Annotated in this window: 21 protein-coding genes and 1 other RNA gene; 13 read left to right on the top strand and 9 right to left on the bottom strand. The window is 73.5% G+C overall.

Annotated elements, in window-relative coordinates:
• The first annotated feature begins 104 nt into the window (after positions 1–104).
• The 5 genes from ACFWBN_RS37705 to efeU all read left to right on the top strand — a co-directional run bounded on the left by ACFWBN_RS37705 (position 105) and on the right by efeU (position 5,645).
• Positions 105–1,229: a FecCD family ABC transporter permease gene (locus tag ACFWBN_RS37705; RefSeq protein WP_385185714.1), complete on the top strand. Its 1,125-nt coding sequence runs from the start codon at positions 105–107 to the stop codon at positions 1,227–1,229.
• Positions 1,226–2,089, top strand: a complete 864-nt coding sequence (locus ACFWBN_RS37700) for a heme ABC transporter ATP-binding protein (protein WP_385185708.1) — start codon at positions 1,226–1,228, stop codon at positions 2,087–2,089. Before ACFWBN_RS37705 ends, ACFWBN_RS37700 begins: the two co-directional genes overlap by 4 nt.
• A 176-nt stretch (positions 2,090–2,265) precedes the next feature.
• Entirely contained in the window at positions 2,266–3,420 is a 1,155-nt protein-coding gene (gene efeO, locus ACFWBN_RS37695; protein WP_385185706.1) for an iron uptake system protein EfeO, read from the top strand.
• Between the two features lie 31 nt (positions 3,421–3,451).
• Complete coding sequence (gene efeB, locus ACFWBN_RS37690) at positions 3,452–4,774, top strand: iron uptake transporter deferrochelatase/peroxidase subunit (protein WP_385185703.1); 1,323 nt, start codon at positions 3,452–3,454, stop codon at positions 4,772–4,774.
• A gap of 22 nt (positions 4,775–4,796) precedes the next feature.
• Complete coding sequence (gene efeU, locus ACFWBN_RS37685; RefSeq protein ID WP_385185700.1) at positions 4,797–5,645, top strand: iron uptake transporter permease EfeU; 849 nt, start codon at positions 4,797–4,799, stop codon at positions 5,643–5,645.
• 97 nt (positions 5,646–5,742) lie between these two features.
• On the opposite strand, the gene ACFWBN_RS37680 is transcribed toward efeU, so the two are convergent.
• Both ACFWBN_RS37680 and ACFWBN_RS37675 read right to left on the bottom strand, forming a co-directional pair.
• Entirely contained in the window at positions 5,743–6,615 is an 873-nt protein-coding gene (locus ACFWBN_RS37680; protein ID WP_385185697.1) for a PhzF family phenazine biosynthesis protein, read from the bottom strand.
• Positions 6,616–6,649: 34 nt separating this feature from the next.
• Complete coding sequence (locus ACFWBN_RS37675; protein ID WP_385185695.1) at positions 6,650–7,411, bottom strand: SDR family oxidoreductase; 762 nt, start codon at positions 7,409–7,411, stop codon at positions 6,650–6,652.
• 108 nt (positions 7,412–7,519) lie between these two features.
• Here ACFWBN_RS37675 and ACFWBN_RS37670 point away from each other — a divergent pair, with 108 nt between their 5' ends.
• Together ACFWBN_RS37670 and ACFWBN_RS37665 are read left to right on the top strand one after the other, a co-directional pair.
• Positions 7,520–8,848 carry a Bcr/CflA family multidrug efflux MFS transporter gene (locus tag ACFWBN_RS37670; RefSeq protein WP_385185692.1) on the top strand — a complete coding sequence of 443 codons (1,329 nt, stop codon included), beginning with the start codon at positions 7,520–7,522 and terminating at the stop codon, positions 8,846–8,848.
• Between the two features lie 234 nt (positions 8,849–9,082).
• The gene (locus ACFWBN_RS37665; RefSeq protein WP_385185688.1) at positions 9,083–10,099 is read left to right on the top strand and encodes a small ribosomal subunit Rsm22 family protein; all 1,017 of its coding nucleotides are present in this window, start codon (positions 9,083–9,085) and stop codon (positions 10,097–10,099) included.
• Positions 10,100–10,121: 22 nt separating this feature from the next.
• On the opposite strand, the gene ddaH is transcribed toward ACFWBN_RS37665, so the two are convergent.
• Positions 10,122–10,961, bottom strand: coding sequence for a dimethylargininase (gene ddaH, locus ACFWBN_RS37660; protein ID WP_385185685.1), 840 nt, complete (start codon positions 10,959–10,961; stop codon positions 10,122–10,124).
• Between the two features lie 111 nt (positions 10,962–11,072).
• Here ddaH and ACFWBN_RS37655 point away from each other — a divergent pair, with 111 nt between their 5' ends.
• A complete protein-coding gene (locus tag ACFWBN_RS37655) occupies positions 11,073–11,732 on the top strand; it encodes a TetR/AcrR family transcriptional regulator (protein ID WP_385185683.1) in 660 nt (219 codons plus the stop codon).
• Between the two features lie 164 nt (positions 11,733–11,896).
• A complete protein-coding gene (locus ACFWBN_RS37650; RefSeq protein ID WP_385185680.1) occupies positions 11,897–12,646 on the top strand; it encodes a bifunctional DNA primase/polymerase in 750 nt (249 codons plus the stop codon).
• Between the two features lie 456 nt (positions 12,647–13,102).
• Here the strand turns inward: ACFWBN_RS37650 and yaaA are convergent, their stop codons facing one another.
• The gene (yaaA, locus tag ACFWBN_RS37645; protein WP_385185676.1) at positions 13,103–13,903 is read right to left on the bottom strand and encodes a peroxide stress protein YaaA; all 801 of its coding nucleotides are present in this window, start codon (positions 13,901–13,903) and stop codon (positions 13,103–13,105) included.
• A 170-nt stretch (positions 13,904–14,073) separates the two neighbouring features.
• On the opposite strand from yaaA, the gene ACFWBN_RS37640 reads away from it, so the two are divergent.
• Complete coding sequence (locus tag ACFWBN_RS37640) at positions 14,074–15,531, top strand: ribonuclease catalytic domain-containing protein (RefSeq protein ID WP_385185673.1); 1,458 nt, start codon at positions 14,074–14,076, stop codon at positions 15,529–15,531.
• 53 nt (positions 15,532–15,584) lie between these two features.
• On the opposite strand, the gene ACFWBN_RS37635 is transcribed toward ACFWBN_RS37640, so the two are convergent.
• Both ACFWBN_RS37635 and ACFWBN_RS37630 read right to left on the bottom strand, forming a co-directional pair.
• Entirely contained in the window at positions 15,585–16,466 is an 882-nt protein-coding gene (locus ACFWBN_RS37635; protein WP_385185670.1) for a hypothetical protein, read from the bottom strand.
• Complete coding sequence (locus ACFWBN_RS37630; protein WP_385185667.1) at positions 16,463–17,200, bottom strand: MerR family transcriptional regulator; 738 nt, start codon at positions 17,198–17,200, stop codon at positions 16,463–16,465. The genes ACFWBN_RS37635 and ACFWBN_RS37630 overlap by 4 nt, the downstream gene beginning before the upstream one ends.
• A gap of 77 nt (positions 17,201–17,277) precedes the next feature.
• Here ACFWBN_RS37630 and rnpB point away from each other — a divergent pair.
• The 3 genes from rnpB to ACFWBN_RS37615 all read left to right on the top strand — a co-directional run bounded on the left by rnpB (position 17,278) and on the right by ACFWBN_RS37615 (position 19,150).
• Positions 17,278–17,679: RNase P RNA component class A (gene rnpB / locus ACFWBN_RS37625), an RNA gene on the top strand.
• A gap of 263 nt (positions 17,680–17,942) precedes the next feature.
• Positions 17,943–18,581: a hypothetical protein gene (locus ACFWBN_RS37620; protein ID WP_385185662.1), complete on the top strand. Its 639-nt coding sequence runs from the start codon at positions 17,943–17,945 to the stop codon at positions 18,579–18,581.
• Between the two features lie 140 nt (positions 18,582–18,721).
• Entirely contained in the window at positions 18,722–19,150 is a 429-nt protein-coding gene (locus tag ACFWBN_RS37615) for a hypothetical protein (protein WP_385185659.1), read from the top strand.
• Positions 19,151–19,237: 87 nt separating this feature from the next.
• Here the strand turns inward: ACFWBN_RS37615 and ACFWBN_RS37610 are convergent, their stop codons facing one another.
• The 3 genes from ACFWBN_RS37610 to ACFWBN_RS37600 are packed head-to-tail and all read right to left on the bottom strand — an operon-like array spanning position 19,238 to position 22,292.
• A complete protein-coding gene (locus ACFWBN_RS37610) occupies positions 19,238–20,695 on the bottom strand; it encodes a bifunctional RNase H/acid phosphatase (RefSeq protein ID WP_385185656.1) in 1,458 nt (485 codons plus the stop codon).
• Positions 20,695–21,438 (bottom strand): zinc ribbon domain-containing protein, encoded by a 744-nt coding sequence (locus tag ACFWBN_RS37605; protein WP_385185711.1) that lies wholly within the window; start codon positions 21,436–21,438, stop codon positions 20,695–20,697. The genes ACFWBN_RS37610 and ACFWBN_RS37605 overlap by 1 nt, the downstream gene beginning before the upstream one ends.
• A complete protein-coding gene (locus ACFWBN_RS37600; protein WP_385185653.1) occupies positions 21,435–22,292 on the bottom strand; it encodes a Nif3-like dinuclear metal center hexameric protein in 858 nt (285 codons plus the stop codon). The genes ACFWBN_RS37605 and ACFWBN_RS37600 overlap by 4 nt, the downstream gene beginning before the upstream one ends.
• Positions 22,293–22,551 lie beyond the last annotated feature (259 nt).

Here is a 22,551-nt window from a genome sequence, read left to right as displayed (position 1 = left end):
CCACCCCCGAGCCCGGGGGGGGGCCTCCCCCCCCCCCCCCTTCCCCCAACCGGGGGCCCCCCCCAACCCCCCGCCCCACAACCGCCGGCGTGGCTGAGGTTGCCCTGCGGGCAACTCAGCCTCGCCCGGCGAACGGCGTCAGCCAAGATCCAGCCCCGCCGGCGTTTGAGGCGCGGGTCCGGGCAGCGCCCGGAAAGCGGCGCAGCCGCAAGGCCCCAGCCCTCACCACCGCCCTAGTCGCCACCCTGCTCCTCCTGGCCCTGGTCTCCGCCGGCACAGGGGCGTACGACATCCCCCTCCCCGACGTACTCGCCTCCGCCCAGCACCGCCTGGGCCTGGGCGGCGCCCCGCTCGACCGCGTCGGGGAGAGCGTCCTGTGGAACGTCCGCCTCCCCCGCGTCGCGCTCGCCCTGCTGGTCGGCGCCAGCCTCGGCTGCGCGGGCGCCCTCATGCAGGGCGTCTTCGGCAATCCCCTCGCCGAGCCCGGCGTCATCGGCATCTCGGCCGGCGCCGCCGTCGGCGCCGTCGCCGCCATCGGCCTCGGCCTCAGCTTCTTCGGCAACTGGACCATCACGGTGTGCGCGTTCGTGGCGGGCCTGTTCACGGTCGCCTCCGTGTACTTCCTCTCCCGCAACAACGGCAGGACCGAGGTCGTCACCCTCATCCTCACCGGCATCGCCGTGAACGCCTTCGCCGGCGCCCTCATCGGCCTCTTCGTCTTCTTCGCGGACAGCGGCCAGGTCAACCAGATCACCTTCTGGCAGCTCGGCTCCCTCGCCCAGGCCACCTGGCCCAAGGTGCTCGCCGTCCTCCCCTGCGCGCTGGCCGGTCTGCTCATCGCCCCCTTCTACTCCCGCCGGCTCGACCTCCTCTCCCTCGGCGAACGCCCCGCCCGCCACCTCGGCATCGACGTGGAGCGGCTGCGCGTCGCCCTCATCCTGGTCGTCGCGCTGCTCACCGCCGCCGCCGTCGCGGTGGCCGGCGTCATCACCTTCGTCGGGCTGCTCGTCCCGCACCTGCTGCGCATGGCCAACGGCCCCGGCCACCGGTTCCTGGTCCCGGGCAGCGCCCTCGCCGGAGCCGTCGTCCTGCTGGCCGGCGACCTCGCCGCCCGGACCCTGGCCCAGCCCGCCGAACTGCCGCTCGGCGTCCTGACCGCACTGATCGGCAGCCCGTTCTTCTTCTGGCTGCTGCGCCGCACCCGCCGCAAGCAAGGAGGCTGGGCATGACCGGCAGGTTCACCGGGCTGCTCTCCCGGAACCGGCGGACCGTCCCCGCCCGCCCCGCCCCCGGCACGGCCCTCGCCGAGATCACCGGCCTGCACGTCCGGCTCGGACAGCGCGAGGTGCTCGCCGGCATCGACCTCACCGTCCGGGCGGGCGAGGTGCTGGCCCTGGTGGGCCCGAACGGCGCGGGCAAGTCCACGCTGCTCGCCGCCCTCGCCGCCGACCTGCCGGCCGCCTCCGGGGAGATCCGGATCGACGGCCGCGCACTGGACGGCTGGAGCGCGCCCGACCTCGCGCTGCGCCGCTCCGTACTCCCCCAAACGGCCGCACTGTCGTTCCCCTTTCCGGTGGAGGACGTCGTACGGATGGGCCGCGCCCCCTGGGCCGGCACCCCCCTCGCCGACGCCGACGACGAGGTGGTGGCCGCCGCGATGGCCGCCACCGAGGTCACCGGCTTCGCCGCGCGCCCCTTCTCCGCCCTCTCCGGCGGCGAACGCGCCCGGGTCGCGCTGGCCCGCGTACTGGCCCAGCGGGCCCCGCTGCTCCTGCTCGACGAGCCCACCGCCGCCCTCGACCTGCGCCACCAGGAGCTCGTGCTGCGGATCTGCCGGGAGCGGGCCGCGGCCGGGGACGCGGTGGTCGTCGTCCTGCACGACCTGGGGCTGGCCGCCGCCTACGCGGACCGGGCCGCCGTCCTGCACGACGGGCGAATCGCCGCGGACGGCCCGCCGGCCGAGGTGTTCGAGGCCGCGCTGCTCAGCGGGGTCTACCGGCAGCCGGTCGAGGTCATCCCGCACCCGCGCACCGGGGCTCCGCTCGTGGTCCCCGTACGGAACGGTCACTACGGCTTGACCTCGGCTTGACCCGCCCATGGGGCTGTCATGAGAGTGCCGTGACGGCCCTGTGTCCGACGCCACAAGGTGAGAGCTGAATCACTGGACGACTGGGTATGGGTCAGGTAAGCCTCGGTTAAGTTAGGTCCGCCTCACCGGCCCTCCCCCTTGGGACGGGCCCCTCGCCCGACGCCCAGGAGCCCCCTATGCGCCCCGCCCGCCTCACCGTCATCGCCGCCGCCTCCGTGGCTGCGGCCCTGACCGCCGTCACCGGCTGCTCCCAGAAGAGCGACGCGGGCGGCGACGGCGCGATCAAGGTGGCGGCCTCCGACACCGCCTGCGAGGTGTCGAAGAGCGAGTTCCCCGCCGGCAAGGTGCAGATCGACGTCGAGAACAAGGGCTCCAAGGTCACCGAGGTCTACGTCCTCTTCCCGGACGCCCGCATCGTGACCGAGCGCGAGAACATCGGCCCCGGCACCAAGGCCTCCATCACCGCCGAGATCAAGTCGGGCGAGTACGAGATCGTCTGCAAGCCCGGCATGAAGGGCGACGGCATCAAGCAGAAGGTCAAGGCCACCGGCAAGGGCGCCGCCGAGGAGAAGCGCAGCCCCGAGGCGGACGCCGCGGTCGCCGCCTACCGCGCCTACGTGGTCGCGCAGGCCGAGGAGACCCTCCCCAAGGCGCAGGCCTTCGCCGACGCGGTCAAGGCCGGCGACATCGAGGCCGCGAAGAAGCTGTACGCCGTCTCCCGCATCGGCTGGGAGCGCACCGAGCCCGTCGCCGAGTCCTTCGGTGACATCGACCCGAAGGTCGACGTCCGCGAGGACGGCCTGGAGGCCGGCCAGGACCCGGCGAAGGACTGGACCGGCTGGCACCGCCTGGAGAAGGCCCTGTGGGCCGACAACAAGATCGGCGACGACGAGAAGAAGCTCGCCGACACCCTGATGGCGGACCTGGCCGACTGGCAGAAGAAGGTCGGCACGGCGGAGATCACCCCCAGCTCGATGGCCAACGGCGCCAAGGAGCTCCTCGACGAGGTCGCCTCCGGCAAGGTCACGGGTGAGGAGGAGCGGTACTCCCGCACCGACCTGGTCGACTTCAAGGCCAACATCGAGGGCGCGCAGAAGGCGTACGAGCTGCTCAAGCCGATCGCCACGAAGAACGACCCCGCGCTGGCCAAGCAGCTGGACACCCAGTTCGCCGCGATGAACGAGCTGCTGGACAAGTACCGCACGGACAAGGCCTCCTACGAGTTCACCTCGTACGACAAGGTCGCCGAGCCGGAGCGCAAGGAGCTCTCGGACGCCGTCAGCGCCCTCGGTGAGCCGCTCTCGAAGCTCGCCGCCGCGGTCACGAAGTAACGAGCAGGGTCGAAGGAGGCGGGAGATCAGCATGACCGGGTCCGAGTCGGAGTCGGCGGCGCAGCAGCCGCAGCAGCAGCAGCAGTACGAGCAGCAGGAGGCCGGCGAGTCCGTGGCGGCCGGCGCGACCGCGCCCTCGCGTCGCGCGGTCCTTGGCTGGGGCGGGGCCGGGCTCGCGCTCGGCGCGGCCGCGGCCGGCGGGGCGGCGGCCGCTTTCGGCGGCGGCTCGGACATGGTCTCGGCGGCCGCCGCCGGGGCGGCCGTGCCGTTCCACGGCGAGCACCAGGCCGGTATCGCGAGCGCCGTGCAGGACCGTCTGCACTTCGCGGCCTTCGACGTGAAGACGAAGAGCCGCGAGGAGCTGATCGCGCTCCTCAAGGAGTGGACCGAGGCGGCCCGCCGCATGACGGCCGGCCTCCCGGTCGGCGAGGGCGGTTTCGGCGGTCTCCCGGAGGCCCCGCCGGACGACACGGGCGAGGCGCTGGGCCTGAAGGCCTCCCGCCTCACCCTGACGATCGGTTTCGGTCCGGGCCTGTTCGCCAAGGACCGGTTCGGCCTGGAGGGCAAGCGCCCCGAGGCGCTGGTCGACCTGGAGCTGTTCCCCGGCGACAACCTGGACCCGGCCCGCTCCGGCGGCGACATCTGCGTCCAGGCCTGCGCCGACGACCCGCAGGTCGCCGTCCACGCGATCCGCCAGCTGGCCCGCATCGGCTTCGGCAAGACCGTGGTGCGCTGGTCGCAGCTGGGCTTCGGCAAGACCTCGTCGACCACGCCCGAAGAGCAGACCCCGCGCAACATGATGGGCTTCAAGGACGGCACCCGGAACATCTCGGGCACCGACAAGGCGGCCCTGGAGAAGCACGTGTGGGTCGGCGCGGCCGACGGCGGCGAGTGGCTGACCGGCGGCTCCTACCTGGTGGCCCGGCGGATCCGGATGAACATCGAGATCTGGGACCGCACCCCCCTGGGCGAGCAGGAGGACATCTTCGGCCGCGACAAGGGCGAGGGCGCCCCCGTCGGCAAGTCCAAGGAGCGCGACGAGCCGTTCCTGAAGGCGATGAAGCCGGAGGCGCACGTCCGCCTCGCGCACCCGGACACCAACAACGGTGCGACGATCCTGCGCCGCGGCTACTCCTTCACGGACGGCACGGACGGCCTGGGCCGCCTCGACGCGGGCCTGTTCTTCCTCGCCTACCAGCGCGACGTCCGCAAGGGCTTCGTCCCCATCCAGCGCAGCCTGGCGAAGGCCGACGTCCTCAACGAATACATCCAGCACGTGGGTTCGGCCGTCTTCGCCGTCCCGCCGGGCGTCCGCGACAAGGACGACTGGTGGGGCCGGACGCTGTTCGCGTAGTCCCCGCCGGAGAGGAAACGCCGTGTTCGGCAACTATCTGATCGGCCTGCGCGAGGGGCTGGAGGCCAGCCTGGTCGTCTGCATCCTCGTCGCGTACCTGGTCAAGACCGAGCGCCGGGACGCACTGCGCCCGGTCTGGCTCGGCATCGGGATCGCGTGCGCGCTCTCGCTCGCCTTCGGCGCCATGCTGGAATTCGGCACGCAGGAGCTGACCTTCGAGGCGCAGGAGCTGCTGGGCGGCACCCTGTCGATCATCTCGGTGGGCCTGGTGACGTGGATGGTCTTCTGGATGAAGCGCACCGCGCGGCACCTGAAGGCCGAACTGCACGGCAAGCTCGACTCGGCGCTCGCCATGGGCACCGGCGCGCTCGTCGCCACCGCCTTCCTCGCGGTGGGCCGCGAGGGCCTGGAGACCGCCCTGTTCGTGTGGGCGTCGGTACGGGCCAGCGGCGAGGGCTCGTCGGCGCCGCTCATCGGGGTGCTGCTGGGCATCGCGACGGCGATCGTGCTGGGCTGGCTGTTCTACCGGGGCGCCCTGAAGATCAACCTCGCGAAGTTCTTCAAGTGGACCGGCGCCATGCTGGTCGTCGTGGCCGCGGGCGTGCTCGCGTACGGGGTCCACGACCTCCAGGAGGCTCGCTTCCTGGGCGGCCTGGGCGACAAGGCCTTCGACATCAGCTCGGCGATCCCGCCGGACAGCTGGTACGGGACCCTGCTCAAGGGCGTGTTCAACTTCCAGCCGGACCCCACGGTCCTCCAGCTGTCGGTGTGGGCGCTCTACCTGGTCCCCGTGCTGGTGCTGTTCTTCGCGGACACGAGCCGCCCGGCAAAGACGAAGCCCAGGCCGACGGACAAGGCCCCTGTCGCCTGACGGGTGCGGCGCCGCTGCCGGGGGCAAATCAAGCCTCGCCGGCGTTTGAGGCGCGGGGGTCCGGGGGCGGAGCCCCCGGCAGCGGCGCCGCACCCGGTTACGGGAGCCGGACGCCCTCGCCGCCGACCCTGACCCGGGGGTCACCCGAGCGGAGCTCCACCGTGAGCACCCCCGGGCGCCCCATGTCCTCGCCCTGGTGGAGCGTGAGGACGGCCTCCTCCGCAACCAGCCCGAGCTCCCGCGCGTACGCGCCGAAGGCGGCCGCGGCAGCCCCGGTGGCGGGGTCCTCGACGACCCCGCCGACCGGGAAGGGGTCCCGTACGTGGAACTCCGCCGGGCCCGTCCGGTGCACCAGCTGGACCGTGGTGAGGTCCAGGCGCCGCATCAGGGCCTCCAGGCGGGCGAAGTCGTAGGCCAGGTCCGCGAGCCGGGCCCGGGTGGCGGCGCCGAGCACCAGGTGCCGGGCTCCGGCGTACGCGATCCGCGGCGGGAACGCCGGGTCCAGGTCCGCCTCGGGCCAGTCCAGCGCGGCCAGCGCCTCGGCGAGGTCGGCGGCGCCGATCTCCTCGGTGTGCGGCTCCACGCTGGTCAGCGTGGCCCGCGGCACCCCGTCCTCGGAGGTGACGGAGACCGGGATGGTGCCCGCCCGGGTGGCGAAGACGAGGTCGCCCGGCCCGATCCGCTCCGCCAGCGCCACGGCGGTGGCCACGGTGGCGTGCCCGCAGAAGGGGACCTCGGCCTTCGGGCTGAAGTAGCGCACGGTGAAGGCCCGGCCCTCCTGCCCGCCCAGCCCCTGGGGCGGGTCGGTCAGGAAGGCGGTCTCGCTGTATCCCAGCCGGGCGGCGATCCCCAGCATCGCCGCGTCGTCGAGCCCGGCCGCGTCGAGCACGACCCCGGCGGGGTTCCCGCCCGCCGGGTCCCGGGAGAAGGCGGTGTAGCGCAGTACTTCGGCATCCTTGGTATCGGTCATGCGGCCATGATCGCCCAACCGGGTGACCGGGTGGCTATCCGCGGCCGATGTACGGCATGGAGGTCGCCATCACCGTCGCGAACTGGACGTTGGCCTCCAGCGGGAGCTCCGCCATGTGCAGCACCGTGCGCGCCACGTCGGCGGCGTCCATCACCGGTTCGACCGCCAGCTGCCCGTTGGCCTGGAGGATGCCGGTCTGCATCCGCTCGGTCATCTCGGTCGCCGCGTTGCCGATGTCGATCTGGCCGCAGGCGATCCGGTACGGGCGCCCGTCGAGCGACAGCGACTTGGTCATGCCCGTCATCGCGTGCTTGGTCGCGGTGTAGGCGATGGAGTTCGGCCGCGGCACGTGCGCGGAGATGGAGCCGTTGTTGATGATCCGGCCGCCCTGCGGGTCCTGCGCCTTCATCTGCCGGAACGCCGCCTGCGCGCACAGGAAGGCGCCGGTGAGGTTGACGTCCACGACCGAGCGCCAGGCCTCGTAGCCGATGTCCTCCAGCGGGACTCCGCCCGGGCCGAAGGTGCCCGCGTTGTTGAAGAGCAGGTCGAGGCGCCCGTAGCGCGCGCGGACCGCCTCGAACAGAGCGGTCACGTCGTCCGGATCGCTCACGTCCGTCGGTACGCACAGCACGTCGGCGTCGTCCCCGGCCGCCCTGGCCGTCTCCTCCAGCGGTTCGGTCCTGCGGCCCGCGACGGCCACGGCCCAGCCCGCCGCGGCCAGGGTCAGGGCCACGGAACGGCCGATCCCGGAGCCGGCTCCGGTCACCACTGCGATCTTCTTGGCACTTGCGTTCATGGGGCCGCAGGGTACGTCACACCGGGCTCCGGCCCCGGGACGTTCCGATAGCTGAGAGCATGGTCCGGTCAGGGGTGCACAGAGCAGATCAGAGGACTGGAGTTCCGCATGTCGGAGAGAGCCCCCGCGACGGCCCCCTCAGCCGAGCCCGACGAGGCATCCGAGGCGACCGGGCCGTCGCCCGCACCGCCCTCCGCCCCCGCCGGCACCGCCGCCCCCCTGACGGCGGCACGCCGCACCGGCCTGCTCGTCACCTTCATACTCGGCGGGCTCACCGCCCTGCCCCCGCTGTCCATGGACATGTACCTCCCGGCCCTGCCGGAGGTCACCACCGCCCTGCGCAGCCCGGCCGCGACCGTCCAGCTCACCCTCACCGCCTGCCTCGCCGGCATGGCGCTGGGCCAGCTGGTCATCGGCCCGATGAGCGACAAGTGGGGCCGGCGCCGGCCGCTGCTCGTCGGCATGATCGTGTACGTCCTCGCCACCGCGGTCTGCGCCCTCGCCCCGACCGCCGAGCTGCTGATCGCCTTCCGCCTGGCCCAGGGCCTGGCCGGGGCGGCCGCGATCGTCATCGCACGGGCCGTCGTACGCGACCTGTACGACGGCGTCGAGATGGCGAAGTTCTTCTCCACCCTGATGCTCATATCCGGGACGGCCCCGATCATCGCCCCGCTCATCGGCGGCCAGGTGCTGCGCTTCTCCGACTGGCGGGGGGTCTTCGTGATCCTCACCGCCGTCGGCACCGTGCTCACCCTGATGGTCTGGCGCGGCCTCGGCGAGACCCTGCCGCCCGAGCGCCGGCACACCGGCGGCGTCGGTTCCGCGCTCCGCACCATGCAGGGCCTGCTGGGCGACCGCGTCTTCACCGGCTACATGCTGGCCGGCGGCTTCGCCTTCGCCGTGCTCTTCTCCTACATCTCCGCGTCCCCGTTCGTGGTGCAGGAGATCTACGGTGCTTCGCCCCAGGCCTTCAGCCTGCTCTTCGGGGTCAACTCGGTCGGCCTGATCGCCGTCGGCCAGATCAACGGCAAGCTGCTGGTGGGCCGGGTCAGCCTGGACAAGGCGCTGGCCGTCGGACTCGGCATCATCGTGCTCGCCTCGGTGTCGCTGCTGCTGATGTCGACGGGGGTGTTCGGGGAGGTCGGCCTGGCCCCGATCGCGGCTGCCCTCTTCGTCCTGATGTCGGCGATGGGCCTGGTCCTGCCGAACACCAACGCCCAGGCCCTGATGCGCACCCCGCACGCGGCGGGCTCGGCCTCCGCGCTGCTGGGCACGTCCTCCTTCCTGGTCGGCGCGATCGCGTCCCCGCTGGTCGGGATCGCGGGGGAGGACACGGCCGTGCCGATGGCCGTGGTGCAGGTGGCGTGCGCCCTCCTGTCGGTGGGCTGCTTCCTCGGCATGTGCCGCCCCTGGCACCCCCGCGAAACCCCCGCCTAGCCGTCCCGTCACGCCCCTGCGGCGCCGCTGCGGGGGCTCCGCCCCCGAACCCCCGCGCCTCAAACGCCGGCGAGGCTGAAATTTCCCTGCGGGCGGCCTGAGCCAAATCCAGCCCCGCCGACGTTCAAAGCGGGGGCACATCCAGCCCCGCCGGCGCTTGAGGCGCGGGGCACGGGGCGGAGCCCCGAGGGGGCGGCCGCCCGGCGGGGCCCGTCGGCGCCGTAAACTTCGCTGGTGAACGCCTCCGCCTACGCCTCCACCGCCGAGACCCTCCGCAGCGCCCTCGCCAGGCTGCTCGACGGGCTCCCCCCGAAGCAGGCCTCCGCCGCCGTCGAGCGGCTCATCGCCAGCTACCGGGGGCAGACCCCCACCGACGCCCCCGTCCTCCGCGACCGCTCCGACGTGGCGGCGTACGCGGCGTACCGGATGCCCGCCACCTTCGAGGCCGTCCGGGCCGCCCTCGACGGGCTCGCGGAGGCCGCCCCCGACTGGGCCCCCGGCTCGCACGTGGACGTCGGCGGCGGCACCGGCGCCGCGACCTGGGCGGTGGACTCCACCTGGGACGGCCCCCGCGCGACCACGGTCCTGGACTGGGCGGAGCCCGCACTGGCCCTCGGCAAGGAGCTGGCGGCGGCCTCCGCCTCCCCCGTGCTCCGCGCGGCGGACTGGCGGCGGGCCGTCATCGGCTCGGGGCTGTCCCTCCCCGACGCCGACCTGGTGACCGTCTCGTACGTGCTCGGAGAGCTGAAGCCCGAGGCCCGCACCGCCGTCGTCGCCGAGGCCGCCCGCGCCGGCCAGGCCGTGGTGCTGATCGAACCCGGCACCCCGGAGGGCTACCTCCGCATCCGCGAGGCCCGCGACCAGCTGATCGCGGCCGGGCTGCGGGTGGCCGCGCCCTGCCCGCACGACGGGACCTGCCCGATCGAGGTCGGCCAGGACTGGTGCCACTTCTCGGCGCGCGTCAGCCGTTCCTCCCTGCACCGCAAGGTCAAGGGCGGCTCCCTCCCGTACGAGGACGAGAAGTTCAGCTACGTCGCCGCGACCCGCTTCCCGACCCGCCCGGCCCCCTCCCGGATCACGCGGAAGCCGCAGATCCGGAAGGGCCTCGTCCTGCTCGACCTGTGCGGTCCCGAGGACGAGGGCCTGACCCGGGCCACCGTGACCAAGCGCCACGGTGACCTCTACAAGGCGGCGCGGGACGCCGCCTGGGGCCAGGACTGGCCGCCGGCGGCGCCGGCCGAGGACCGCTAGCGACCGATGACCGCCAGGGCCGCTAGGGCCGCAGCTCCTGCGTGCAGCACTTCACGCTGCCGCCGCCCTTGAGCAGCTCCCCCAGATCCATCGGCACCGGCTCGAACCCCCGGTCGCGCAGCGGCGCCAGCAGCCCGGTCGCCGCCTGCGGCAGCAGCACGTGCCGGCCGTCCGAGACCGCGTTCAGGCCCAGCGCGGCCGCGTCCTGCCCGTCGGCGAGCAGCGCGTCCGGGAAGAGCCGCCGGAGGACGGCCTGACTGCCCGGCGAGAAGGCGCCGGGGTAGTACATGACCTCGTCGCCGTCGAGGACGCTGAGCGCCGTGTCCAGGTGGTAGTACCGCGGGTCCACCAGGTCCAGTCCGATGACCGGGCGGCCGAAGAACTCCTGGGCCTCGTCGTGCGAGAGCGGGCTGGAGCGGAAGCCCCGGCCGGCCAGGATGTAGCTGGCGGTGACGGCGAAGTCCCCCTCGCCCTCGTTGACGTGGGACGGCTCGTGGACGTCCTGGTAGCCGTGACCGCGGAACCAGTCGAGGTGGATCTCCGCCTCGGGGGCCCGCTCGGGATAGGCGAACCGGGCACCGAGCACCCGGCCGTCGACGACCAGGGCCCCGTTGGCCGCGAAGACCATGTCGGGCAGCGCGGGGTCCGGTACGAGGGTCTCGACGGTGTGTCCGAGGGAGCGGTAGCGGTCCCTCAGGTCCTCCCACTGGGCGAGTGCGAGGGGCAGGTCCACCGGTTTCGTGGGGTCCATCCACGGATTGATGGAGTACGTGACCTTGAAGTGTGCGGGTGGGCACATCAGGTAGCGCCGGGGTGTGGCGTCTCTGCGCAAAGAAGGCTCCTCACGACTTACACGACTCACGACGAGTAGTGGAGAGAATCGTCTCTCCTGAAGCAGGACAACGCAGTGAACTGATTGGGTGGTTTACGGGACCAGACGAAGACGAGACGTCTCGGTTGGTAGTTTGGCGCCATGCCCAAGACCCCTGACGCCACCCGCCGCAGCGACCGCTCCCGGCGGGCCATCCTCGACGCCTCGCTCGCCCTCGTCGGAGAGGTCGGCTACAACAAGCTGACGATCGAGGCCATCGCGGCGCGCGCCGGGGTCGGCAAGCAGACCATCTACCGCTGGTGGCCGTCGAAGGCCGCCGTCCTCCTCGACGCCTCGCTCGCGCTCGCCGGGGACCCGGAGGCGGCGGCCGAGTGGACCGGCTTCCCGGACACGGGGGATCTCGCGGCCGACCTGAAGCACGTACTGCGGGCGACGGTGGACGAGCTGAACGACGCGAAGTACGAGGCCCCCCTGCGCGCCCTGACGGTGGCCGGGGCGACCGACCCCGAGCTGGGGGCCCGCTTCAACGAGCAGCTGCTGGAGCCCCAGCTCGCCCTGTACGAGGCGCGGTTGCGCACGGCGAGGGAGGCAGGGCAGCTCGCGCCGGACGCGGATCTGCGGCTGGCGGTGGAGATGCTGCTCGGTCCGCTGACGCACCGCTGGCTGCTGCGGACGGCTCCGCTGACGCACGGTTATGCGGATGCGCTGGTGGACCGGGTACTGGGCGGGATGGCGGGCGGGGCGGCGGGTCGGGGGCCGGGCGGGGGGCCGGGCGGGGTGGCAAACGTCACCGCGGACTAGCCGCGTCGAAGGCCGCCCGAGGTCAATTGCCCGAATTTCATGCTTATCTGGTGATTTCCGGTTGCCCATCCCGAACCCCCCGGTCGCGGAGAGCGGTCACCCGGGGCGCAGGATGGTGGGACCATGTGAAGGTCCGCCGGGGCAACGGTGAGGTGAGGGGATAGATGGGGTCCGAGTCCGGCCGCGTCAAACGCGGCGAGCAGAGCAGGATTTCCCAGTGGCTGCGCCGGCGGCAGAAACCCACCGCCGAGGACCCCGGACGCGATCGCGAGGCGCTCCTCCTGGCCGTCGCCGGCGCCGGTCTGCCGCTCGCCCCCGCCGCCCATCCCGCCGGCTACCGGTGTTCGTGCGACCGGATCGGCTGTCCGACGCCCGCACGGCACCCGCTCTCCTTCGCCTGGCAGACCCAGTCGACCACCGACCGCGCGCAGGTCGAACGCTGGGCGCGCAACCAGCCCCAGGCCAACTTCATCACCGCGACCGGCATGGTCCACGACGTACTCGACGTCCCGCTGGAGGCCGGCACCGCCGCCCTCGCCCGCCTGCTGGAGGCCGGCATCGAGGTGGGCCCGGTCGCCGAGTCGGGCGGCACGGGCGAACAGGCCCGCATGCTCTTCTTCACCGCGACGCGCGGCACCCCGGAGGACGAGGACGAGTGGTGGCCGTGCGAACTGGACTGCCATCCCGAGACGATGGACGAGCACCCGGGGCTCCGCTGGCACTGCCGCGGCAGCTACGTCCTGGTCCCCCCGGCGGCCCTCCCCGGTGACCAGTCGGTGACCTGGCTCCGTGGCATGGAACACCCCCTCCCGGACCCCCTCACCCTCCTGGAAACCCTGACGGACGCGTGCGCGCAGTACGCGGGCACCTCGCCCCAGACCCCGGCGGCGGTCGCCTGGCCCTTGGGCCGCTAGGCCGCCGGGGCTCCGCCCCCGAGCTACGCCCGGGCCCCTGGGGCTCCGCCCCAGACCCCGCGCCTCAATCGCCGGCGGGGCTTGATTTCGCCCGCCTGGTCGGACAAGTACCGCTTACAAACCGGGGCTCCGCCCCGAACCCCGCGCCTCAAACGACGGCGAGGCTGGATGTGGCCCCGTCCTCGTTTGTCTCCGGCCCAGCTGCTGGGGGGGCTGACGCTGCCGCACCAAGCTGGCGGCATCAGGCCAAATCCAGCCCGCCGGCGATTGAGGCGCGGGGCACATCCAGCCTCGCCGGCGTGTGAGGCGCGGGGGTCCGGGGGCAGCGCCCCCGCAGCGGCGCCGCAGACGCACAGGCGCAGCCAAACCCAGCCCCGCCGGCGATTGAGGCGCGGGGGCTCGGGGGCAGAGCCCCCGCAGCGGCGCCGCAGACGCAGGGGTAGCCGGACCGGCCGGTCAGTGGATCTGGGTGACCACCACGTCGAGGGACCACGACTTGCCCGGCTTCGCGGGAGCCTCCGCCTCCACCACGTACCCCAGGTCCCGCAGGGCCGTCACCAGCGCCGCCGGGGACGCGGGTGCCGCCCCCGCGAGCAGCAGGTCCCGGACCAGCCGCCCCTTGGTCGCCTTGTTGAAGTGGCTCACCACCGACCGCTTCTCCACCCCGTCCACCACCTGCGCGTGCAACACCCGCACGGTGGCCGTCCGCCCCGCCACCTCCCCCTTCGGCTTCCACGCCGACGCGTACGCCGACGACCGCAGGTCCAGGACCAGCCCCTCCCCCGCCGCCTCGGGCAGGACCGAGGCCATCGGCTCCCGCCAGTACGCCCCCAGCGCCCCCAGCCCCGGCAGCTTCACGCCCATCGAGCAGCGGTACGAGGGGATCCGGTCGGTGATCCGGACCGCACCCCACAGCCCCGAGAAGACCAGCAGCGCGTCCTCGGCCGCCGTGCGCGCCGCCGGCGTCAGGTCGGCGAGGCCCAGGGCGTCGTACAGCACGCCGGTGTAGATCTCCCCCGCCGGCCGGGCCACCGCCGAGCGCAGCTCCACGTTCTTCGCGACCTCGCCCCGCAGCCCCTCGCTCAGGCCGAGCACCTCGCGCGCCTTGAGCTCGTCCGCCGCGCACAGCTCGACCAGCTCGTCCAGGACCGCCGCGCGGGCCGCGGCCAGGCCGGGCAGCGACAGCGTCTCCGGCTCCAGGGGTGCGCCGGAGCCGCCGGCGGCCTTTCCTTCGGACGGCGGCAGCAGCACGAGCACGGTGGTTCTCCTTCGGTACGAGCACAGCGCGGGGGTGCGGCCCCGACATGCCAGCGTAGGCCCTCCCGCGCGGAGCCCTTCCACCTCGCCCCGGCCGCGCCCCGCCCGGCGGCGCCCCGCCCGGCCCCGCCCACCGCGCCGTTCCGTGCCCGCCGACCTACGCTCGGGTCATGCCCCGTCGCCCGATGCACATGTCAGACGCGGCCAAGGCCGCACTGCGCACCGCCCTGCAGAAGCTCCGGAAGCAGATGCAGGTCGACGCGGACTTCCCCGCACCCGTGCTGGAGGCCGCCGCGGCGGCCGCCCAGGCACCCTCGCTGTCCCACAAGGACGCCACCCACCTGCCGTTCTTCACGATCGACCCGCCGGACTCGAGGGACCTCGACCAGGCCATGTACCTGGAACGGCGGCCGGGCGGCGGGTTCCGCGTCCACTACGCCATCGCCGACATGGCCGCCTTCGTCACGCCGGGCGGCCTGCTGGACGCCGAGGCCAACAAACGGGTCGAGACGCTGTACTTCCCCGACGTCAAGGTCCCCCTGCACCCGCCCGTGCTCTCCGAGGGCGCGGCCAGCCTGCTGCCGAACCAGACCGTCCCCGCCCTGCTGTGGCAGCACGACCTGGACGCCCACGGCACGGTGACCGACTCGAACGTGAGCCGCGCCCTGGTCCGCAGCCTGGCCAAGCTGAACTACGCGGGCGTCCAGCAGGACATCGACGCGGGTACGGCCGAGGAGTCCGTCCTCCTGCTGCGCGACATCGGCAGGCTGCGCGAGGACGTCGAGGCCGAACGCGGCGCCGTCTCGCTCGTCCTGCCGGACCAGGAGGTCGACTTCGAGGGCGGAGAGTTCCGGCTGGCCTACCGGGCGCCGCTCGGCGTGGACGGCTGGAACGAGCAGCTCTCCCTCATGACCGGGATGGCCGCGGCGCAGATCATGCTGGACAGCGGTACGGGCATCCTGCGGACCCAGCGGAAGAGGACGCCCGACCCGGTCCCGGGACTGCGCCTGATCGCCCGGCAGCTCGGCATCGACTGGCCGGACCACATGTCGTACGCCGAGCTGATCCGCAAGCTCGAACCGGGCCTGCAGAACCACGCGGCCTTCCTCCACGAGGCCACCCGCCTGTTCAAGCGGGCGGAGTACACGACCTTCCGCAACGGCGCCGTCCCCCCGTCTCCCGTGCACGCCTCGATCGCGGCCCCGTACGCGCACTGCACGGCTCCGATGCGGCGCCTGGTCGACCGGTACAGCGGTGAGCTGTGCGCGGCGGCCTGTGCGGGCCAGGCCCCGCCGGCCTGGGTGCTCGCGGCCCTGGACGGCCTGCCGGGCAGGATGGCCGACGGAAAGGGAGGCACGGCGGACAGGGAATCCGTGGACATCGTGGAGGCGGCCCTGCTCATGAAGCGGAAGGGCGAGACCTTCGACGCCGCCGTCATCAACACCGACGTGGACGCGCCCGCGCCGGTGTCAGGAGGTCTGGCCTATCTGGCGGAGCCCCCCGTGATGGGCCGGATCACGTCGGCGAGCGCGAGTCTCGTGCTCGGTGCGAGCGTCCGCGCCACGCTGGATCGGGCCGACCCGGAAGCGGGCCTCAACGTGGACAAGATCCTCTTCAGCGTGCCGTAGTGACCCGCCGGTGAGGCGCGCCCGGTCAGGCGCGCCCGGTCAGGCGCGCCCGGTCAGGCGCGCCCCGCCGGGGCGTCGCCGGCCTGGACGTCGCCGGGCGCCGCCCGCACCGCGGCAACGAGCGCCGCCGGGTCGTCGGCGTGGAAGCGGACGGTCCGTGCCTCTCCCCGGGCCCCGAGCGGGCGGGTGAAGGGGAGCGGGCGGGCCAGCTCCAGGGTCACCGTGGTCTGGCTGCCCACGATCAGGTCGAGCACCCCGTCCTCGGAGACGGTGACCAGCCGGCCCTCTGGGTAGCGGCGGTCGACGCGGACCGAGGCCACCGCGTCCGGCGGGACGACGAGGTCGAAGAGGGCCCCGTAGCGGATCCGCAGGGAGCCGTCCGGGCCGACCACGTGCGGCCGCGTCACGCAGGCGGCGTGCAGGGCGAGCATGATCACGATGCCGTACACGTCGAGGACGAGCACCACGCGGTGGACGGCCGGCCAGGGGATGAGGAAGGCCAGGGCGACCGTCTCGACCACCGACACGAAGACCATCCCGTACATCATGGCGGTCTGCGGTCCGGTGTATCCGGCGGCCAGGTCCCCGGCCCGGACCCCGTGCTTCCGGCGCAGTGCCCACCACCCGAGGGAGGCCGTCGCGCGCAGCTCGTGCCGCAGCAGCCGCCGCACCTGGACCGGGACGACGGTGTGCACCGCCTCCCACCAGGCCGCCCGGGGCTCCGCACCCCGGGCCCGGGCGGCGGCGTACAGCGCGCGCAGCACCCGGGCCTCCAGCAGGAGCACGGCGAGCACCAGCACCTCGGACGCCGCCGTCGCCCACGCGGGGAGCCGCACTCCGGCGACCAGGCAGCAGACCAGCACCAGTTCCGCCGGTATGACGGCCGCGGCGGCCATCCGCGCCGCCCGCACCCCGCCCGTCGTCACGACGCTCATCCCGTGCCCCTCTCCATGAAGGCCTCCATGACCCGGCGTACGACTTCCGCCTGGGCGGGCGCGAAATCGGCGAGCAGCGCGTCCTTGAACCCGGCCACGACCGGGCCGCCCCGTTTCGGGATCGCGGCGAACACCTCGTCGGGGACGGCCGCGACCATGTCCGCCGCCAGGGCCGCGATGCGCGGGTCGTCCGCGGCGGCGTCGGCGAGCGCGTCCAGCCGCTCGTAGAGGGCGAGCACCGCGGGATCGCCGGCCAGCGGCCCGAGGGCCGCGTAGAACTCCTCGCCGGCGGGGCCCGAGGCGTCGAGCAGCATCAGGTGCTCGCGGTCCTTGGCCGCGGTCGGCGAATCGGTGGCCGGCGCCTTGGCGAGCAGCGCGGCGAGCGCGGGCGAGAGCGGTTCGGCCTCCCCGGGCGGGGCGGCCAGCAGCACGGCGAGCCGCCGCCGGCGCTCGGCCAGCTCGGCCTCCTGCCGGGCGAGGTCGGCGTCGAGCTCTTCGAGTACGTCGGCCAGTTCGCGCCCGGCGTCGTCCGCGAGGACGTCGCGCACCTCGTCGAGGCTGAGCCCGAGCTCGGTGAGCCGGCGTACGCGCGCCAGCAGCACGGCGTCGCGGACGCTGTAGGCCCGGTATCCGTTGGGTCGCCGCTCCGGTTCCGGGAGCAGCCCGACATGGTGGTAGTGCCGGATCGCCCGGGTGGTGACCCCGACGAGCGCGGCGATCTCTCCGATCCGCATGACCTCAGTAGAAACCCTGCCGCTGCGTCAAGGTCAAGCGAGGCCGTCGCCCCGGGTAACATGGCCAGCACGGCAGACGAGTCGGCCGGACGGTCGCGTCGGGATCCCCGGATCCCGCCGAGGAACGTCCGGGCTCCACAGGGCAGGGTGGTGGGTAACGCCCACCCGGGGTAACCCGCGGGACAGTGCCACAGAAAACAGACCGCCGGGGGCCTTGGCCCCCGGTAAGGGTGAAACGGTGGTGTAAGAGACCACCAGCGCCTGAGGTGACTCAGGCGGCTAGGTAAACCCCACCTGGAGCAAGGTCAAGAGGATCCGTCTTCGGACGGGTCTGCGCGGACGATCGAGGGCTGCTCGCCCGAGTTCGCGGGTAGACCGCACGAGGCCGGCGGCAACGCCGGTCCTAGATGGATGGCCGTCTCCCCGGCGACCGCGAGGTCACCGGGCGACAGAACCCGGCGTACAGGCCGGCTCGTTCTGCCACCAGGTCCCTGGCCCGGCATTCGCCAAGGCCAGGGCCTCGGATTCAGGCCCGTGGCCCCTCTTCGGAGGGGCCACGGGCCTTTCTGCTGTCACGCGGACGGTCGGCGGGGGCTTTGCCGTGCCCGAGGACCCCTCCCACGGCTTGAGACGGACCTTCTGGTGACGCCCATACCTCGCTAACATCCACCGGCCCTTACCCCAGGTAACTACCGGCGGCCCGCGCCGTATACGCGGGGGCAGCCCAAAGGAGACCCGCCTCGTGTCCGACCAACCCGACAGCCTCGAAGCGGGCGAGACCGCCTCTCTTCCACCCATGCCGGTGGCACCTCCCGCCGTGATGGTGCCCCGCGCGTGGAAGCGCGCGGCCATCGCCGCGACCGCTGTGGCCTTCGTCAGCCTCACGGCGGCGTCCGCCGCCCTCGTCTACGCGCTGAATGTCAGCCCTGCCTCCACCGAAGCCGCTCCGGCGCCCACCGTGACCGTGACCGCCACGGAGACCGTGACCGCAGCCCCGCTCCCCGCCCCGCAGAGCAGCAACCGCACCGTCAGACCGGACGGGGAGGTACGGGAAAACGGCGCCATACCCGGAGGCGTCGCCGAACGCGACGTGAAGATCCTCAACCAGGGACTGGGCGAGTTCGGCAGCCAGAGCGCCTACAAGATCACCTGCCAGATCACCAACAACGGCACCGACGACGCCGACTACTTCGTGGTCTACGACGTCCTCGACAAGGACGGCGACTACCTCGGCACTGCGATCTGCGCCGCCGACCGGCTCGGATCCGGCAAGTCGAAGACCGACACGGGAGCCTTCATGAAGGGCTCCGGCGGGAACGGCACCCCGGAAGAAGCCAAGGCGATCAAACTCCAGTACGTGACCAGGAAGCCCACCGCCTGACCATCCGCCGACCCGCACCGATGCCCGCCGAACGGTGAGACGGCCCTTCATTCTGACGCCGGGTCACCCATACGATCATCGAGGCCCACCGGCGGTATCGGCGCGGTGGGCGCTCCTGTGAAGACGAGATGGGAATGCCCGTGACCACCCCTGAGAAGCCGGCCTCCGAGCCGGTCCCCGCCCCAGTCCAGGCCCCCGCCCCGGCCCCCGCGAACGTGGCCGGCGTGCCGGGTCCGCGCACCGCGAGCGGGCAGCCGATGATCCGGACCGAGCTCGCCTACGTGCAGCGCCGGGCCCCGTACGCGCAGGCCGCCCCCTACGTCACCGGGTGGCTCGCCCTCGCCGGGATCGGCGCGCTGATGTCCGTCATCGCACTGATCGTGGTCGCGCGCACCGAGGTTCCGACCGGTGACTGCGGGAGGTTCGGGTGCGGATCCGAGGTCACCGACGCGCTGGAGACGATCGCGAACGCCTGGACGTGGGCCACGATCGGCCTGGCCCTCGTGGTGCCCTCGGGCGTCCTCGCGCTGTGGGCCTGGCCGACGGAGATACGCCGCGTCATCGACTGACGGCCTGATCCGGAACCGAACGGAACGGAACGGACTGGACCCCCGACGCCGCGTCGGGGGTCCAGTCCGTTCCGTTCCCGGCACCGGCTACCGCAGGTGCGCGGTGTCGTTCAGCAGGCGGACCGAGGCGTTGCCGTCCGCGTAGTAGGCCACCGCCGAGAGGGAGGCCGCGGAGAGTTCCATGCGGAACAGCGCCTCCGGCGGGGCGCCCAGGGCGAGGCGGACCAGGATCTTGACCGGGGTCACGTGGCTGACCAGCAGGACCGTGCGGCCGGCGTGGGCGGCCAGCAGCCGGTCGCGGGTGGCCGAGATCCGGCGGGTCGCGGCCATGAAGCTCTCGCCGCCGCCCGTGGGGGCCGCCTTCGGGGAGTCCAGCCACGCCTGGAGGTCGTCCGGGAACTTCTCCCGCACCTCGGCGAAGGTCAGGCCCTCCCACGCGCCGAAGTCCACCTCGCGCAGGCCCTCTTCGACCGTGACCGTGAGGCCGAGGCGGTCGGCGACGGCCTGGGCGGTCTCGCGGCAGCGGCGCAGCGGGGAGCTGATGACCGTCTGGATCGTGCCGCGGGCGGCCAGTGCCTCGGCGACCGCGGACGCCTGCCGGCGGCCGGCCGGGGACAGCTCGGGGTCGGAGCCGCCGCTGCCGGAGAAGCGCTTCTGCGGGGTGAGGGCGGTTTCGCCGTGCCGCAGCAGCACGAAGGTGGCGGGGGTCCCCATGTCGGGGCCCCAACCCTGGCCGCCCGCGGGGGGCGTGGCCGCCGGGGCGGGGGCGGCCTGGGCCGGGGACGGCGCCGGGGAGGGGGCGGATCCCGATGCGGTGGGCTCGGGCTCCGCGAACAGGGTGTCGGCCCCTGCCTCCGCGACCGCCGATGCAGGGGCCGACGTACGGGAAGAAGCGCCCGCGCGGGCTTCCGCCGCGCCGAACGGCCCGCCTGTGTCGCCCGTTTCGGCGGAGGCGCCGGCCGCGCCGGTCGCGCCGCTCCGCGCGCCCGCGCCGGCCGCGAGGGCGGCCCGGACCGCCGCGGCCCCCTTCGCCGCGTCCCCCGGGGGGCCCTGCGACGGGGCGGCCAGGGCGCGGGCCGCCGAGGTGTCCAGGGCGGCCGTGGAGTCCGAGGGCTCCCACTGCCGGCCGCGCTTGCCCGCGTCCATCGCCTCGTTGGCCAGCCGGTCCGCGTGCTTGTTCTGCTCGCGCGGGATCCACTCGTACGTCACCTGCGCGCGCGGCAGGATCGCGGCCGCCTCGGCGGCGAGCGGCTTCATGTCGGGGTGCTTGATCTTCCAGCGGCCCGACATCTGCTCGACGACCAGCTTGGAGTCCATCCGGACCCGGACCCGCGCGTCCGGGTCCAGCTCCCGGGCGGCCTTGAGACCGGCGATCAGGCCCTTGTACTCCGCGACGTTGTTCGTCGCGACGCCGATGTACTCGGCGCGCTCGGCCAGCGTCTCGCCGGTCGCCGGGTCGAGGACGACCGCGCCGTAGCCGGCGGGCCCCGGGTTGCCCCGGGAACCGCCGTCCGCCTCCACGACGAACCCGACACGCCCCGGCATCAGATGCCCGAGTCCGCCGTACGGACCAGGATGCGGCCGCAGTTCTCGTGACGGACGACCTGGTTGCGGGCCGCGGCCTTGATCTCGTTGACCTCGGCCATGTCGAGCTCCAGACGGCAGCCCTCGCAGCGGCGCTGGTAGAGGCGCGCGGCGCCGACCCCGCCCTGCTTGACGCGGATCTTCTCGTACAGCGCCATCAGGTCGGCCGGCATCGACGCGACGATGACCTCGCGGTCCTTGGTGACCTTGGTGGCCTCGGCGTCGAGCTCGCCGGTGGCGGCGTCGCGGCGCGCGGTGGCGTCGGTCAGCTTGCCCTCCAGGGCGGCGACCCGGTCGGTGATCTCGGTGACGCGCTCCTGCGCGGCCTCCAGGCGCTCCATGACCTCCAGGACCACGTCCTCCAGGTCGCCCTGCCGCTTGGCGAGGGAGACGACCTCGCTCTGCAGGTTCGCCAGATCCCGGGCCGAGATGCCGACGCCGGAGTCGAGCCGCTGCTGGTCGCGGGTGGCGCGCTGGCGCACCTGGTCCACGTCCTGCTCCGCCTTGGTCTGCTCGCGGGCGGCGTCGCTCGCCTGGGTCTGGGCCGCCACGAGCAGGTCGCGCTGCTGCGTCAGGTCCTTGGTGAGGGAGTCGACCTCGGCGTGCTCGGGCAGCGACTTGCGCTTGTGGGCGAGCTGAGACAGCCGGACGTCCAGTGCCTGGACGTCGAGAAGTCGGATCTGGTCGGCGGGCTCGGCGTTCAGTTGGGGGCTCCAGAGGTAGAAGGGGGTGTGACGGACGGCGCGTGGGCCGTCCACGGGTCGGTGACCGTGCGCGAGACGTGGGTCCGCAGACCCCAGCCGTGGCGCTCGGAGATCGCGTCGAGCTGCGCGGCGGCCTGCTCGCACCAGGGCCACTCGGTGGCCCAGTGCGCGGCGTCGACGAGGGCCAGCGGGCTCTGCTCGCGGGCCTCGGAGACCGGGTGGTGGCGCAGGTCGGCGGTCAGGAAGGCGTCCACGCCGGCGGCCCTGACCTGGTCGAAGAGGCTGTCGCCCGAGCCGCCGCTGACGGCGACGGTACGGATGACCGAGTCCGGGTCGCCCGCCACGCGGATGCCCTGCGCGGTCTGCGGCAGCCGGGCGGCGGCGCGGCCGGCGAACTCGCGGAGGGTCTCGGGGCGGTCCAGCTCGCAGATCCGGCCGAGGCCGCGGCGGCCCTCCGGGTCGGTCGGGTCGGGCACGAGCGGGCCGGTGATCCGCAGGTCCAGGGCGCCGGCGAGGGCGTCGGAGACTCCGGGGTCGGCGGTGTCGGCGTTGGTGTGGGCCACGTGCAGCGCGATGTCGTTCTTGATCAGCGTGTGCACGACGCGGCCCTTGAAGGTGCCGGCCTCGACGGTGGTGGTGCCGCGGAGGTAGAGGGGGTGGTGGGTGACGATCAGGTCGGCGCCCAGCTTCACCGCCTCGTCGGCGATCTCCTGGACGGGGTCCACGGCGAACAGGACGCGGGAGACCTCGGCGTCGGGGTCGCCGCAGACGGTGCCGACGGCATCCCACTGCTCGGCCCGCGAGGGGGGCCAGAGAGCGTCCAGCGCGGCGATGACTTCAGAGAGACGGGGCACGGGCCAAGGCTACCGTCCGTGGCGACCGGCCCATGGCCTCCCGGCCCGGGTAATCCCTGCCCCCGGGCCCGGCGCCGCCGCGCAAGCGTCCCCGGGCTGCGCCCGGGCCCCTGGGGCTCCGCCCCAGACCCTCCCCCAGACTCCGTCCGGGGGGACCCCCACGCCTCAAACGCCGGCGGGGCTGGATTTTGCCGGCGTCAGCCTTGATGTGCGGGCCACAACGCAGCCCGGGCGGGCTGGGTTGCGCGGAGCGCAATTC

This window comes from Streptomyces sp. NPDC059989, from assembly GCF_042736975.1.
In the GTDB taxonomy this organism is placed as follows: Bacteria; Actinomycetota; Actinomycetes; order Streptomycetales; family Streptomycetaceae; genus Streptomyces.
Note: the sequence above shows the minus strand (reverse complement) of the source record. Positions and strands in the feature narration are given on the sequence as shown.